General features: G+C 42.2%; 9 protein-coding genes and 3 tRNA genes. 1 reads left to right on the top strand and 11 read right to left on the bottom strand.

Annotated features, from left to right (window positions below; translation table 11 throughout):
- Positions 1-98: 98 nt before the first annotated feature.
- The 9 genes from glmM to nrdD form a co-directional block, all read right to left on the bottom strand.
- A complete protein-coding gene (gene glmM / locus HXT53_RS01460) occupies positions 99-1511 on the bottom strand; it encodes a phosphoglucosamine mutase (RefSeq protein WP_004574382.1) in 1413 nt (470 codons plus the stop codon).
- 270 nt (positions 1512-1781) lie between these two features.
- Positions 1782-1853: transfer RNA gene (locus HXT53_RS01455), tRNA-Glu, on the bottom strand.
- A 74-nt stretch (positions 1854-1927) separates the two neighbouring features.
- Positions 1928-2824, bottom strand: coding sequence for a tRNA (guanosine(46)-N7)-methyltransferase TrmB (trmB, locus tag HXT53_RS01450; RefSeq protein ID WP_004115772.1), 897 nt, complete (start codon positions 2822-2824; stop codon positions 1928-1930).
- Positions 2825-2990: 166 nt separating this feature from the next.
- A tRNA-Phe gene (locus HXT53_RS01445) sits at positions 2991-3063 on the bottom strand.
- Positions 3064-3106: 43 nt separating this feature from the next.
- Positions 3107-3180 (bottom strand) — tRNA-Asp (locus tag HXT53_RS01440).
- Between the two features lie 102 nt (positions 3181-3282).
- A complete protein-coding gene (locus HXT53_RS01435) occupies positions 3283-5334 on the bottom strand; it encodes an ABC transporter ATP-binding protein (RefSeq protein WP_004115774.1) in 2052 nt (683 codons plus the stop codon).
- A gap of 2 nt (positions 5335-5336) precedes the next feature.
- Positions 5337-7187 (bottom strand): ABC transporter ATP-binding protein, encoded by a 1851-nt coding sequence (locus HXT53_RS01430; protein ID WP_421780463.1) that lies wholly within the window; start codon positions 7185-7187, stop codon positions 5337-5339.
- Positions 7188-8038: 851 nt separating this feature from the next.
- A complete protein-coding gene (gene nrdG, locus HXT53_RS01425) occupies positions 8039-8746 on the bottom strand; it encodes an anaerobic ribonucleoside-triphosphate reductase activating protein (protein WP_004112206.1) in 708 nt (235 codons plus the stop codon).
- Between the two features lie 194 nt (positions 8747-8940).
- Positions 8941-11394 carry an anaerobic ribonucleoside-triphosphate reductase gene (gene nrdD / locus HXT53_RS01420; protein WP_004112200.1) on the bottom strand — a complete coding sequence of 818 codons (2454 nt, stop codon included), beginning with the start codon at positions 11392-11394 and terminating at the stop codon, positions 8941-8943.
- 283 nt (positions 11395-11677) lie between these two features.
- On the opposite strand from nrdD, the gene HXT53_RS01415 reads away from it, so the two are divergent.
- Positions 11678-12100, top strand: coding sequence for a DUF3052 domain-containing protein (locus tag HXT53_RS01415; RefSeq protein WP_004112197.1), 423 nt, complete (start codon positions 11678-11680; stop codon positions 12098-12100).
- A 298-nt stretch (positions 12101-12398) separates the two neighbouring features.
- Here HXT53_RS01415 and HXT53_RS01410 read toward each other — a convergent pair whose 3' ends face one another.
- Positions 12399-14255: a DEAD/DEAH box helicase gene (locus HXT53_RS01410; RefSeq protein ID WP_421780460.1), complete on the bottom strand. Its 1857-nt coding sequence runs from the start codon at positions 14253-14255 to the stop codon at positions 12399-12401.
- A 270-nt stretch (positions 14256-14525) separates the two neighbouring features.
- Positions 14526-15326 carry a DeoR/GlpR family DNA-binding transcription regulator gene (locus HXT53_RS01405; RefSeq protein ID WP_004112186.1) on the bottom strand — a complete coding sequence of 267 codons (801 nt, stop codon included), beginning with the start codon at positions 15324-15326 and terminating at the stop codon, positions 14526-14528.
- Positions 15327-15839: the final 513 nt, after the last annotated feature.

The following is a 15839-nucleotide window of genomic DNA, read 5'->3' as shown; positions in this document are numbered from 1 at the left end:
CTTCGCCGCGCAGAAGCAGTGCTTCTGATCTAAGCGGCTCAGCGCTCCGAATTACCTTTTCGCGCTACGCTCTAAGCGAAAAGGTAGGTCGTCGCGCGCTACAGCTTAAGATTATCAGTTACAACTTGCGCAAGTCGTGCACAAACCTCATCTGCTTGCTCTTGCGTTGCAGCTTCACACATAACGCGCACAAGTGGTTCTGTTCCGCTTGGTCGAAGAAGAACGCGCCCCGTATCTCCCAAAAGCGCGCTTTCTTTTTCTACCGCTTTAAGAACAGCAGCATTAGTTTTAGCTGCCATCTTATCTACATTCGGCACATTGACTAAGCATTGCGGAAGCTGAGGGAAGTCGGCAGCCATTTGCGAAAGCTTCTTGCCTTCGCGCACAACCTCGCGACACAGCGTAAGTGCTGTAAGTGTGCCATCTCCCGTGGTTGCAAACTCGCGATTAATCACATGACCCGACTGTTCACCGCCAAGAGAATAATCGCCTCTAAGCATCTCTTCTAGAACGTAGCGGTCTCCGACGCTTGTTTGAACAGTGGAAATACCCATGTCTTTTAGCGCAAGCTTTAATCCAAGATTGCTCATTACTGTAACAACAAGAGTATTGTGATTCAGCTTTCCTTCGGCTTTCTTAGAACGCGCAAGAATGCCCATAATTTGGTCGCCATTAACCATGTTTCCATTTTCGTCTACAGCTAGGCAACGGTCTGCATCACCATCGAAAGCTACTCCTAAATCGGCGTTAGACGCCTTAACCATAGCTTGCAATTGTTCTGGATGTGTGGAACCAGCGTGGTCGTTAATATTGTATCCATCTGGAGAAGCGTTAATTACTATTACTTCTGCGCCTGCTCTGCGCAATGCTTCTGGTGCTACTACAGACGTTGCACCATTTGCGCAGTCTGCCACAACTCTTAATCCCGAAAGAGGTTTTGGACGTGTTGATGTTTCGCTGTTTAATGGAGCAACAGAAGAAACGAGGTGATCGATGTAAAGGTTTGTTGCGGTAATAGTGTCATGGCTGATTCGTCCAACGCCGCTGCCTGTAGGACGCTGCCATTCTTTGCCTAAAACAGCCTCAATCTCGTCTTCTTTGCTATCTGGAAGTTTGAAGCCTCCGCGTGCAAAGAACTTAATGCCGTTATCTGGCATTGGGTTATGCGAAGCAGAGATCACAGCTCCCATTTCTACATTGAGCACAGAAGTTAGAAAAGCCACGCCAGGAGTTGGTATTATGCCAGCATCGATCACATCAAAACCGCCCGCACTCATTCCAGCAGCCAAAGCCGATGCTAAAAAGTCTCCAGAAACTCTAGTATCTCGCCCAACCAACGCTCTGCGTCGAGCATGCATTTTCTTCCCTGCATCTTCGTTATGCGACTCGCTACTATGCGTTGCTTCACCTAAAACACGTACTGCAGCATCTCCTAAATCCAACGCAAGCTGCGCGGTTAAATCTCGATTGGCTAATCCCCTAACACCATCTGTTCCGAACATATTTGGCATAACCAGCCTCTTTCGTCTAACTAATAGTCATTGCTATTTACACATTTTGTATATTATCTACAAATAATCTTGTAAACACACGCTGTTCATTATTTTACCCTGCATGCCACTAAACGCGCCACTGACCACTGACATAATCTTATTTCTTATTTGCAATTAACTTTGGTTGAATTACGGGTAATCGGGGTAATCGCTACCCTGAAATCACTACTTGCAACAATACATTGATAATCAAAAAGCCACTTAGCAAACTAAGTGGCTTAGAATTTGTACCCCCTAAGAGAGTCGAACTCTTGTTGTCAGATTGAAAGTCTGGTGTCCTAACCGTTAGACGAAGGGGGCTTTAACCAAACCATATGATATTAACACTCATAAACTCACATAGCAAATTACGGCGTGTTGAATCATTTCGTCACTCATTTAGCAACATAAGTCAAATCGTGAATTTTTCTACCTGCTTCTAATCCTTTACGCTCAAAATTCGTCAAAACCCTACCTTCAAATCTTACAGATTCCGCGAAATCAGCATGAGGTAAATCTTTAGCATCTTGAGCATTGCCCTTACCAACATGCTCAATCGGCAAACTTACTTGTAACTTTCCAGTATTTTCAAAATCTTCTCGTTCATCCATAACTTCATGAACATGTAGTGCATAATCCTCAATATCCGTAGCAATTCTCCAAACACCTTTATCAATAAGTGCGTTATGCACCGCATCTGCCAAAGACGGCTGCACAATCCTACGCTTGTGATGTCTCATTTTAGGCCATGGATCTGGGAAGAAAGTCCAAACTTCTTTCAAAACACCATTAGAGCATGAAGCTAGAAAATCAGGTGCATTAACTTGCGCTATTCTAAGATTTTCTACACCCTGTTTTCCAGCTAATAGCATTGTGTGTGCCACTCCTGGATCATAAACTTCTAGTGCAAGAAAATTAATATTTGGATTTGATTCGGCTGCGGCTACAATATTTTCGCCCTGACCAGATCCTATTTCTACAATAAGAGGATTCGAATTACCCCAATTTTTAGCAACCCAGTTGGAGTCTACCAGCAAATCGCTTTTTACACGTAAAGACCCTAAACTATCTTCAACATTTAATAAATATTGGCTTGAATATCGCTCTTTTGCTCGCTCAAGACGCGCGTCCAAACGAGCAGACCTTCTTACAAAAGAAAGAATTACTCTAGCAGAACTGTCTTTATCATCTTTATTGTTTTTATGCTTATTCATACAATTCAATTCATCAGATTCCAAAATATTGGATTCTAATTCGTCAGATTGCAAATTTACTATTTGAGATTCTTCCACTTTATTCCACTTCTATTCACATAAAATTGTTCAACTACGACTCATAATATCAACTCATCGTATGGTATCAAAGCAGCAAAACAGGGTGAGGATGGATAATGTAGGTAAGACGCAAAAACAAAAAGCGCTAGAAGCAATCAAACACTTCTAACGCTTATTTTGACAGTGGCTCCGAGCGGGATCGATCCGCTGACCTAACGATTTTCAGTCGTTCGCTCTACCAACTGAGCTACAGAGCCATGATGAATAAAAAACCCGGCGAACCGGGTATTCTATTAATCGCGACCCCGGCCGGACTTGAACCGGTGACCTCCGCCGTGACAGGGCGGCGCTCTAACCAACTGAGCTACGGGGCCGTGGCTTTGTTCTCTCGAACAGCCGAGTCACTATCTTACAGAATCCTTAGCAAAATGCAAGTGCCGCGCGTGTTCGGCGTGTTGCAGCACAAAATCAAGCTATTATTCAAGCTCAGCAGCTCCAGTGCAAAGCTGATAATACTCCCCACGTTTTGCCAATAATTCCTCATGCGAACCGCGTTCAATAATGCGACCGTGATCCAGCACCATAATCACATCAGAATTGCGCACTGTGGACAGTCTGTGAGCGATTACAAATACAGTGCGCCCTTCCATCAAAGAATCCATTCCACGCTGAACTAATTCTTCAGTATGCGTGTCAATCGATGAAGTTGCTTCATCGAGAATCAACACAGGCGGATTTTCTACTGCAGCACGAGCAATAGAAATAAGCTGCTTCTGACCTTGAGAAAGCCCTTCACCGCCATTGTTAAGCTGCGTATTGTATCCGTCAGGAAGATGAGAAATAAACGCGTCAGCATGAGCCAATTTTGCAGCTTGAATACAATCTTCGTCGCTAGCATCAAGATTTCCATAACGAATATTGTCCATTATTGTGCCAGTAAATAAATTCACATCTTGCAAAACAGTGCCAATAGCGTGACGCAAATCCGTTTTGCAAATATCGCGCACGTCAATGCCATCATACAAAATTTGCCCATCATCAATGTCGTAAAAACGCGTAAGAAGGTTAGCAATAGTAGTTTTTCCAGCACCTGTAGCTCCAACAAGAGCAACTTTTTGACCAGGTTTTGCAAACCACGTAATATCGTGCAAAACTGGATGATCTTCTTTGTAGCCAAACACAACATCCGTAAAACGCACGTCGCCTCGAAGCAAAGTATAGCGGCCATCCTTAGAAGTGCGAGCATCTCGCTTTGCATGGCACACAATCTCTTGAGCCATTTCACTTAAGTTTTGAGCGCACTTTTTAGCTTTAGTGCCATTATCTTGCTTTGACCTTTTCCAAGCCCAATAAATATTGTTTCCTTCAGATTGTTCGTCTACTTCTTCAAGCACATCAAATGCTGATTTTTCTCCAAGATCTTCAGCAGACTGAAGTACACGCACTTTAACTAATTGCACACTGCCAGAATCAAGTTCTGGCTTTTCATCAAGTAACTCAAAAATACGAGAAGCTCCTGCAAGAGCCATCATAAGTGCGTTAGCTTGCATTGTAATTTCGCCAATAGGGTTAATAAATGCGCGCGAAAGTGCCAGCAAAGATATAAGCGTACCTAATGTAAGAGTACTAGATCCAGATAATCCCAGCGTTGGCAAACCAGCTGAAGCAGCCCACGCACCAAGTAAAGCAATTAATACATAAAGCAAATAGCTTGCATTACTAATAACAGGCATTACATTATTCGCATAAGAATTGGCACTTGCAGAAATTTTTTGCACTTTTTCTATGCAATTATCTAATTTTTCAATAGAATCTGTCTCATGATTAAAAATTTTAATCACTTTGCTGCCTGTTGCAGATTCTTCAACAAACTCATTTAACTCGCCTAATGCATGCTGGAATTGCTCAAATAAACTGCCAGATTTCTTTAGCATAAAACGCACTAAATAAAGCAACATTGCAGTAAATATAGCTACAAAAACTGCAACCGGAAGCGATAGGCACATAATAGATATAAACGCTGCCAAAATCGACATTAGTGCAGAAAAAGAGTCCGGAAATGCCCACGAAATTGCCTCACGAAGAACCTCAGTATCGTTTGTGTAACGGCTCATAATATCGCCGTAACCTTGAGAATCTAAGTAACGCAATGAAAGCTTCTGCTGATGCTTAAACATAGAATCTCGCAAATCACGCATAACACTTTCAGATATATTCGCAACAAGCCTGCTCCAAAGCCAAGAACAAAACACACCAACAGCGTAAACACTTGCCATCAGAATAATCATGCGAACAAGAGGCGTCCAATCCTGATTATGCTTACCGACAAGCGGAAGAATATACGAGTCAACAAGAGATTGCAAAAACATTGCGCTTGCAGCTTGCACGATTGCGCTAACTATTATTGATGCAATAATTACGCAAATTTTAACTCGATACACAAGCACATAAGAGGCAAGTCTGCTAAGAGTTTTCCAACTAATAGCTGAATCATTTTTAGAAGAGTGAGCCGTTTTATTATTAGCCATTGTTATTTAGCTCCTTCTTCTTTAGTTGCGCTAGTTATTCGACTTTTTTCTTGAGAAACCGCCATATTTCTGTAAATTTCACAAGATTTAAATAATTCATCATGCGAACCGTTAGCAACAACACGACCATCTTTAAGAACAACAATAATATCCGCATGTTCGATTGAAGATATGCGCTGAGCAACGATAATTTGCGTAGAATCAGGCATAAACTTTTTCAAGCCATCGCGAATTTTACTATCCGTTTTCATATCAACCGCACTCATCGAGTCGTCGAGGATTAAAATTTTCGGCTTCCTCAAAAGTGCGCGCGCAATGCACAAACGCTGTCGCTGACCACCGGAAACATTCTTACCACCCTGGTCAATATGCGTATTGTAGCCGTCTGGTAAATCTTTAATAAACTCATCAGCACAAGCAATTTCGCAAGCTTGACGCAAATCATTATCGCTTGCTTCCGCCCTACCCCAGCGAAGATTTTCTGCAATTGTGCCACTAAACAAAATATTTTTTTGTAGAACAACACCAACTTCTTCACGCAAACTAGAAGAATCATAATCGCGAATATCTTTTCCGCCTACAAAAAGAGCACCAGAAGTTACGTCATAAAGTCTTGCAATTAATTGCACTAAACTTGATTTTCCAGATCCCGTTGCACCAACAACGCCAACAGTTGCTCCAGAAGGAATAGATATATTTATATCATGTAAAATTTCCTGTTCTGCTGGAGTGGATTCATCTGTATTATCTGATTGAGGATAGCGTAACGAAACATTTTCAAAACGCACAGAAGCGTCAGAAAGCTTTGTAAGTGGATGCTTGGAAACAACTTCAGTATTTCGAGATTGCAAAACATGTGAAATACGATGCATCGAAGCTCGAGCTGTTAACGACATTACAAAAACTGCAACTAAATTCGCTAAAGCAAACAAAATTTGCAAAGCATACACTACTAATGCAGCAAGATTTCCCGTTGTTAAACCAAAAGCAGGATTATTTCCTGAAGCCACAATTTCGTGCGAAGCCAACCACGCAATAAGTAGCATGCCAGAATAAAAACATAAGTTAAACAAAGGAATACTACAATTTAACACATACTCAGCTTTAATAAAATAATCATAGATTTTATGCGAAATACGCATAAAACGACTTATTTCATAATCAGAACGCACATAAGACTTTACGACGCGAATATTATGCAAATTCTCGCCAACTCTATTATTCATCTCGTCAATCATTCGATAAATTCGAGAAAATGCTGGAGCAACTATACTAGCTCCAACAGCGCCAATTGCACCAATAATAGGCACAAATGAAAGAAAAACCCACGAGATAGCAGGGCTAATTGAAAAAGTAAACCACCAAGCAGTGATGATAATCATAACGCTGCGAATACCAGAGCGAATAATCATTTGGTAAGCAAATTGCACATTTGACACATCACTAGTCATACGCGTAACAACAGTACCGCTAGAAAACTTATCTAAATCAGAAAAACTTAAACTTTGTAAGCGTGAAAACATGTTGTGACGTAAATTTTTACCAAAACCAGCACTAGAATGAGCGCAACAAATACCAGAAACAACGCCTGCAATCATTGCAATTGCAGCAAAAATAAGCAATTGCAAACCATAATATTGCACAGCTTCTTGAGAACGTGACATAATACCAAAATCAATAAGATTTGACATTACTGTAGGGATCTCAATTTGCATAGCAGCTTCAACGAGAATAGTAACAGCTGTTAAAACGCCAAGAAAACGGTACTTTTTTAAAGATGATAGAATCGTACGCAATGCACAAGGAGGATTATTTTTAATTTTTCGCGAATTGTCCTTCAAATTCCCCGCCATTGTGCTCCTCCCCATATATAACGTAATGTGTAGGTTTAATAATATCACTTCTCAAATTTTAACTATTGCGCATGGCGCATTTCCGTATTGAGTTACTTCATTACCAAATGCATAAATAGATGAATCTTTGACATAGTAGTATACAGACAAATCACATACGAAAAAGTGCTTCTACACATTCAAATTATAAACAACGATTGATTTCATCTTATAAAAAATTATATAATGAAAGAATGTATATTCGCATGTATAAAGAGGTACTGTCATGAATATAAAAATCTATTAATAGAATACTTACTTGCTCAGTAGCATTATCCATGTCTTTTTTACTACCATTGCAAGTTCAAGCCAACACCCAAGAAGAAACTTATGAGTAACACAAAGATAGTTGGCGCTGTAGCACAGCAGAAAGGCATTCGTGTCGACTTGCAGTGAGAATTTCCACATTAATATCAACAATTATGTGAGGAACAATATGAACAGCAAACACGTAGTTCTACTGCCAATAACGCTGCTTTGTTATATTTCGTCAGCTATTTATTTCTTTAAACAATTAAAGGACTTAAAAGACGATAACACTTGTGTTAATACTGTTAGTCTTATCATTCAAGCATTCGTCCTATTAATATTAATAATCTATCTTTTATATTTATGCAAAGAAAAAACATACCCAACTGTATATCGTTTACTTACAGTATTTATTAGCATATTTAGTATAATTCTTTTGACAGTTTGCAATACAGATGTTACTAGGTTAATTATATTTAGCTTAACATGTGTATATGTATGCATTCTTATAATCGTCCGCAAACATTGTTAAATATATCGTATGAGTGGCGCATTCAATAGGATTACGAAGCGTCACCTTCGCCTTGCGCACGATCCTTGCCGTAGATTGATGGAATAAAACGCTCTTGATCGTGAAGCTTTTCCCAGATTACAGGCGGATTTTGTGGATTTTCCAGCGACTTTGGCACGTCGATAATTCGCTGATTACTAGAGCCACGGAATTGCAATAGCGAATCGTGAAGATTCTTCATATATCGCCCGTCAACAAGAATGTCAATGTACCGCAATAACTCAAGCTTGTCAGGAGTCTCGCCCGGTCGCATAAGCTCTTCCCAGGTGTAACCAGTCCAACTCCAAATATCTTTTGTATTGCCAAATTCGCTTCTAATACGCTCACATAGTGGAATCAATATGCCAGTGTTAAGCAGCGGCTCACCGCCAAGAAGCGTCAATCCTTGTACATATGGTTGCGCTAAATCTTCCATAATTTGGTCTTCGAGCTTTTGAGTATAAGGGTGACCAGCGCGAAAATCCCAAATTGACTCGTTATAGCATTCAACGCAATGGAATGGGCAGCCAGAAACGTAAAGCGAGCAGCGAATTCCCTCGCCGTCTGTCATAAGAAATCGCTTATAATCAGCCACCATTCCCTTGCTCATGCGCTCACTGGACCACTGCCCTGCGCGAGGATTGTTAGAAAGAGAGGTTGGAATCCACGGTCCACGGTTAACATCTGATGGAGCAAAATCATGTAAACTTATGCGAGCCATAGTCAACCTCCTCTAGCTTTAAATATTTTATTAAATAATCTTAAATAAACTTTTGTTAGATTGTATTAACTTTTGTTAAATAAAATAAAATCCAGCCGTCAAAAAATGCGATCAACATTTTCTAACGGCTAGATATATTACATATCACCAAATAATAAACACAAACTAAAACGTTATTTCACGCTATTCCGCTACTACTTGGTCTCCTCGTACCATTCACGAGACTCACCGTTGTTAAGAACAACATGACCAGTTTCTCCAGACATGTGCTTAACGCGATGAGCGATTTCCTCGTGACGTCCGTGAACCATTGGACGCTGAACAGGATTACCCAAGTAGCCACAAGTGCGCTTAGTAACATTGCACTTATCTGGGTCACTGTTTCCGCACTCTGGGCAGCGGAAGCCTTCTTTAGTCGGTTCAAAATCGCCCTGGAATCCGCAAACGAAGCAATGGTCAATCGGAGTGTTCGTACCCAAGTAGCCAATACCAATCTTGTAAGCATAATCCCAAACAGCCTCCAAAGCTTTAGGATTTGCCTGCAAGCATGGGAACTCGCAATAGTTAATAAAGCCGCCAGAAGCAAGATACGGGAAGTCAACCTCGTAGCGGAGCTTCTCCATAGGAGTTGGCTGCAGCCAAACCGGATAGTGGAAGGAATTGGTGTAGAAGTCGTGATCGGTAACGCCTTCAATACGACCAAACTTCTGACGATCCATGCGGTTAAAGCGATCCGTCAAAGACTCAGCAGGAGTTGAGTAAACGGAATAATGGTAGCCTTCAGCCTTTGACCACTGCTGGCAAAGCTGATTCATTCGGCGAACCATAGAAAGCGCAAATTGCTTGCCATCTTCGTTCCAACTGTGATCTTGCATCCAATCCTTGCCAAAGAACACGGATGTAGCCTCATACAAGCCAATGTAGCCCAAAGACACCGTTGCACGCTCGTTGCGGAACAGCTGATCCACGCTTTCGTTAGCTTCCAAACGACCAAAAGCACCGTAGCGGAACAGCGTTGGAGCATTCACAGGGGTTGCCTGCTTGCAACGCATAATGCGGAATCGCAGAGCCTGATGAGCCACTTCCATACGCTCGTTAAAAAGCTTCCAGAATCGGTTCACGTCTCCATGAGACTCCAGCGCAATACGCGGCACGTTAACTGTCACAACGCCAAGATTCATACGACCGTCTTCCACGTCTTTGCCAGTCTTTGGATCAATCCAACCCTGAAGGAAGGATCGGCAGCCCATAGGAGCCTTAAAGGAGCCAGTAATCTTAATAATATTCTCGTAGAACACAACATCTGGATACATGCGCTTAGTAGAGCACTCAAGCGCAAGCTGCTTCAAATCGTAGTTCGGATCGCCAGCATCTGCGTTTACACCATGCTTAATAGTAAACACAAGCTTAGGGAAGATTGCAGTATGACGATCTTTGCCGAGTCCACGAATACGGTTAAGTAAGATAGCGCGCTGAATTTCGCGAGCAAACCAAGAAGTACCCAAACCAAATCCAACAGTTACGAACGGAGTCTGACCGTTAGAAACGCGGTTGGAATTAATCTGATATTCCATTGTTTGCATAGCATCGTAAATCGCCTTGCGCGTCATAATCTTTGCGTAAATTTCACGAATCTGATCAAGCTCACTCAAGTTTTCATCAAAAGGAGTATCAGCAGGAAGCGGATCCCTATCCGAACAATGAAGATTCTTAGGCTCCTGAGCTTTCAAACCGTCAATCATATCTTTGGCAACTTCGATCGGCGTAGAATCAGGAATCATGGCATGAGCCATAGCAAGATTCTTATCATAATCGCACTTAGCATAAGGCTCAAGCATCTCGTCTGCACGATTAACTGTTTGACCGCCGTACTGTGCGCCTGCAATATCCTTAATAATCTGCGTAACCTGAGTTGCAGCAGTGCCAATAGACTTTGGGCTATCCATCATTGCGTTACCAAGAGCAAATCCCTTAGCGAGCATATCACCAAAATCTGGGAGCGAGCAGTTGCTCATGCAAGTAAATGGCGAATAATCAGCATCATGGAAGTGAATATCACCCTTCATATGCGCGTTAGAAACTGCATGAGGAAGCATAGAAAACGCGGAAGCCTTGGAAACAGCGCCTGCAAGAAGATCGCGCTGAGTGGCGTAAACATTGGAATCCTTGTTGGCGTTTTCGCGAACAAGCGACTCATCTCGGTTTACAAGACGATTTACTGCTTCGTTAATATCGGTTGCCTTAGCGCGGTCAATATCTCGGTTTAGACGATAGCTTGTGTAGCAACGCGCAACTTCGTAAAGGTGATTTTCAATAAGACCATGCTCGACAAGAGTCTGAATATCTTCAATCTTTGCAGGTCCATTGTAACGATCCTGAATTTCAGCTTCTATATGGTCCGTAATATCGCGAATCATCTGCTCTTCTTGAGGACCGACTTCTTTGCGCAAGTCCTTAAAAGCGGCTTTGATTGCCATAATAATGTTCATTTGATCAAAATCGACAACGCGACCATCACGCTTTTCGACCTGCACACGAGACTTCTTAGAAGAATCACTATCCGAGATAGAATCAGCCATTTCTACATCAACATCGCTTAGCTGCGATTCTAAAGTCATGTCTTCTAAAGTCGTACCAGAGACCTGCATCCTACAGACCTTTCTTACATCTACAGTTTATTTATCCTGTTATCCATCCTGTTTTGAATAATGACCATTATTCAAAACAACTTGCTCAACTATAACCCAACCTCTGCACAATATCTAGGGAACTTTATTCAAAAAACAAACTATATATAGTGATTTTGGATATTTTCGCGATTTTTGAGGCGTGTCTCGATGCAACCGGAATATATATGCATTCCGTTATCAAGAAACACGCACTAAACTTAAAAATCGCACAAATTCGTGGCACTTTGATATATTGAGTCACGTGGAACAGACAGCTTTTCAACATGCAGAAGAATTTGGCTTCCAACCTGGAGATATCGTACAGCAGTGGCTGTGGGACGATGACGTTGACGATGCAATCTGCGACAATATCGAAAATCTTACTGGAGAAGATCTGGTAGATGAAGATTACGACTCATCTGTTGACGGCGTCATTATTTGGTGGCGCGATGGCGACGATGAGGATGAGTTGGCAGACACGATTATGGATGCCACAAACATGTTAGACGACGAAGCTCCAATGTGGGTTCTAACGCCTAAGCCTGGTCGCGAAGGCTCTCCAAGCTCCAGCACAGTGCAATCCGCTGCTAAAACAGCTGGCATGAATGCTGCAACTCCTTTAACCGTAAGCGAAGATTGGAACGGAATCCGCTTGCGCGCATTCGGCAAGGGTCAGAGCAAATAGCGCAAATAGTCGTCGCTTAGTTAGTTGACGGGTTTTGTACCAAATTTGACCTAAATCACGTACATTCTCGGGAAAAGTTGACGCACTTTGTAGCGATTTACGGCGTGTTGAACAACAAAAAGCAGAAAACAACTCCGCACTTTGTACCAAATTCGACCTAAATCACGTACATAAAGCGTAAAATCGTTCGCGCGCTACAGCGCGCTCACGTCTTCGCTTGCGTTGAAAGCACACCGTGCTTTCAACCTTAAGCAAGCTCAGCGCTCCGGGTTGCCTTCGCGCGCTACGCTTTAAGCGCTCAGGCAGTTCGGAGCGCGCGTTTGCGCAAACCATTGCGAGAATCACGCGAACTGTGAAAATCACGCGAACGTCCTCGTCCTCTGCTTCTTCCTCTGCCTCTGCGCTTTGGCTGCTCTGGCTCTGGCATACTCCAGCCCTCTTGCAAATCCGCCAAATCCCCAACAATTTCTTGCAAAACAGGCGAATCTGGCTTAACGTCTTCTGCCTTAGCATGAATTCCAGCGCGTCGAAGCATAGTGTGCGCCATGCGCTTTTGATTCGGCAACACAAGAGTTACAACATCGCCAGACTCCCCAGCGCGCGCAGTACGCCCAGATCTATGCAAGAACGATTTTGGATCCTCTGGAGGCTCGGTTTGCACAACAAGCGCCACATCGCTAATATCAATGCCTCGAGCCGCAACGTCTGTAGCAACTAGCACGCGCACTAGCCCATCAGAAAACACAGCCAAGTGCCTATCTCTCTGATTCTGAGACAAATTTCCTTGCAAATCGACGGCTGGAATACCCTGACTAATGAACTTTTTAGCCATGTTCTTGGCTTGGTATTTTGTGCGAGTAAAGAATATAGAGCGTTTTTTACCAGACGCTAATTTACGTAGAACCTCATACTTATCTCCTGCAGACACTCCAAACACATGATGAGTCATTGTATCTACCTGAGAATCCGCATCATCCACAGCGTGCACAACAGCATTCGGCAAGAAGCGATTTACTATAGCAGCAACTTGCTTATCCAAAGTTGCAGAAAACAGCATTCTTTGACCATTAGGATTTGTCTGCTCTAAAAGCCTTGTTACAGCTGGCAAGAACCCCATATCAGCCATTTCGTCAGCCTCATCTAAAACACTGACTTCTATGTTTTCAAGCGTTAATGCGCCTTGTTTTAGTAAATCTTCTAATCGCCCTGGGCACGCTACTATAATCTGAGCACCTTGCTTTAACGGAGCAATTTGTCTCTGATATCTTACTCCGCCGTAAATAGTAACAGTATGCATCCCATATGCTGCTGCAAGAGGAGCAATCACCTCATCAATCTGATGCACAAGTTCTCGCGTCGGAGCCAAAATCATCGCATGAGGTGCTGGAATATTACTATCTTCGCGATTTTTGTTTTTTCTAGAAGTACGACCAGAATTTATTAAATCAACAAAGTTTTCAGCTAATCTTGCTACAAGAGGAATCGAGAATGCTAAAGTTTTACCACTTCCTGTACGCCCTCTACCAAGTATGTTTGCACCCTGTAAAGAGTCTGGCAGAGTGGCCTGCTGAATTGGAAAAGCTGTGTTTTTACCGTCTGCACGCAAAACGTCTGCACGCAAAACGTTAACCAATGGTTCTGGAACACCAAGCTGTGCAAAAGTAACATCATCACTATAGTTTTCTCGAGATTCCACAGCTGTATCTGGAATCATTACGGAATTTTTTGTAATTTCTAGATTTTTCTTTATTGAAGACTCAGTATCAATAGTCGTCGGTTGCTGGCGACTTGTCTGGTGTCTATTGTGGCGACTATCTCTACTCTTCTTCATATTGCGATTGTCAAAATCAAAATCGCGCTTTTTTAAATCGCGTTTGCCAAAATCTTGTTCAGCTTCTTGAATTGCAATCTCTTCATATTGCAAAGCCTTTTCACGAGCACGACTTCTAGCTTTGTCTGCCTTGCGATTACGTGCTTTACGCGCATTAAATTCGTTATTCTTACGATTTCCCTGATATTCAAATGGGTTTCTATTAGACTTATAGCCTTTTTTAGAAAAATTCTTATTAGCTCCCTGACTTACAGCAGATTTTTTACCAGCAGATTTCTTAGCACCTTGCGTTTTAGCAGACGCAGCATAATGAGTATGTGGCACAATAGCCTTTCGTAAATTACTTCAACATAGTTGACTATATAATGTTGACAATGCGTAATTACGAACATTCAAAGGCACAATTACAAATGTAATTGCACAAAATTAATCTACAGACTGCAAAGCAGCAAAAGTGCGCAAAACAAGCAAACCGTGAATCGCAAGCATAAGCCGCGCAACTTTAATGTGTAATCACTACAAAGTCATGAACTAACTGAGCCTAACACAAGCCCCACACAATACGCAATAAGTAATGCAATACTGATCTACAAGCTACTCTTCTTCCAAAGAATCTATTGTAGGAGCAAGAACCAAATTTTTAACAAGCTCACGCGTGCGAAGCTGAGAATCCGCATCCAGACAATCATCTGTAATAACAGTATCCACTTGGTCGAAGCGAGCAAACAGCGAAAGCGATGTGCAAGTCCATTTAGTGTGATCTGTTAAAATGATCGTACGATCCGCAATATCCATCAAAGCCATATCTGTAGCAGCTTCAAGAGAATTAGGCATTAGGAATCCACGAGGTAGGCTCACGGAATGAGTGCCCAAAAACACGGTGTTTACGCGCAAAGACGAAACAACCTTATCCGCAATAGGACCAACCAGAGAATTAGATCTAGTAATAACTCCGCCAGTAACAATAACCTCAATATCTTTAGACTCAAGCGCCTGAACAAGCTCTGCAACAGGAATCGAATTGGTTAAAATCGTAATACCAGAAGCTCTGCGAGACTCAAGTAGATGCTGAGCAAATACATAAGCAGTGGTGCCACCACCAATAGCTATAACATCTCCAGGCTGAACATAATCCACAGCTTTGCTGGCGATTGCGTCCTTTAAGCCCATATCCATCTGCGACTTTACCGAAAACAGAGGCTCAGAAAGAAGAGTGTTAGTTGTAACAGCACCACCATGAACTCTTTTTAAAAGACCTTTGTCTGAAAGCTCGGCGATATCCCTACGAATAGTCATTGCCGAAACACTTAGCTCTTTAGAAAGAGCAGTAATACGCACAGCCCCTCTAGTGCGAAGACGGCTTAAAATCAACTGCTGACGCTGAGAAGAAATCATGTGAACATTATCGCACAACTAAACGCAAAAAACAAACTCAAATGAGCGTTTCTATGTGAAAAACGTTAGGTAGTTAACAAAATTCATAAGAAAATTTTGCAAAATTCAACAAAACGAACAAATGATTATGCAAAATTTACCAATACCAAGTTAGGTAGAGATTCTTGATTTTTCGCACTGAATGAGATGTATCGCTCGCGCGTTACAGCGCGCTCACGTCTTCGCTTGCGTTGAAAGCACACTGTGCTTTCAACTTTGAGCAAGCTCAGCGAATCGAAGTGCATTCGCGCGCTACGCTATTCCTCACGGCTATTAGTAGCCGTTCGGCTGATTTGGCGCATAAAGTCCACTGGACTTTATGCATTAAGCCAAATCACGCTTTGAAGGAGCTTGAAATGCGTTATGCAATTTCAAGCTCAGTCAAAGCGCTCATGTAAGTCGATTCGCAGTCCTCCGATGGTGATTCGCTGAAGTAGCAAGAAAAATCGAGAATCTCAGTGATTAAGATATACG

It is taken from the genome of Gardnerella sp. KA00390 (assembly GCF_049244075.1).
GTDB classification, from domain to species: Bacteria; Actinomycetota; Actinomycetes; order Actinomycetales; family Bifidobacteriaceae; genus Bifidobacterium; species Bifidobacterium vaginale.
Note: the sequence above shows the minus strand (reverse complement) of the source record. Positions and strands in the feature narration are given on the sequence as shown.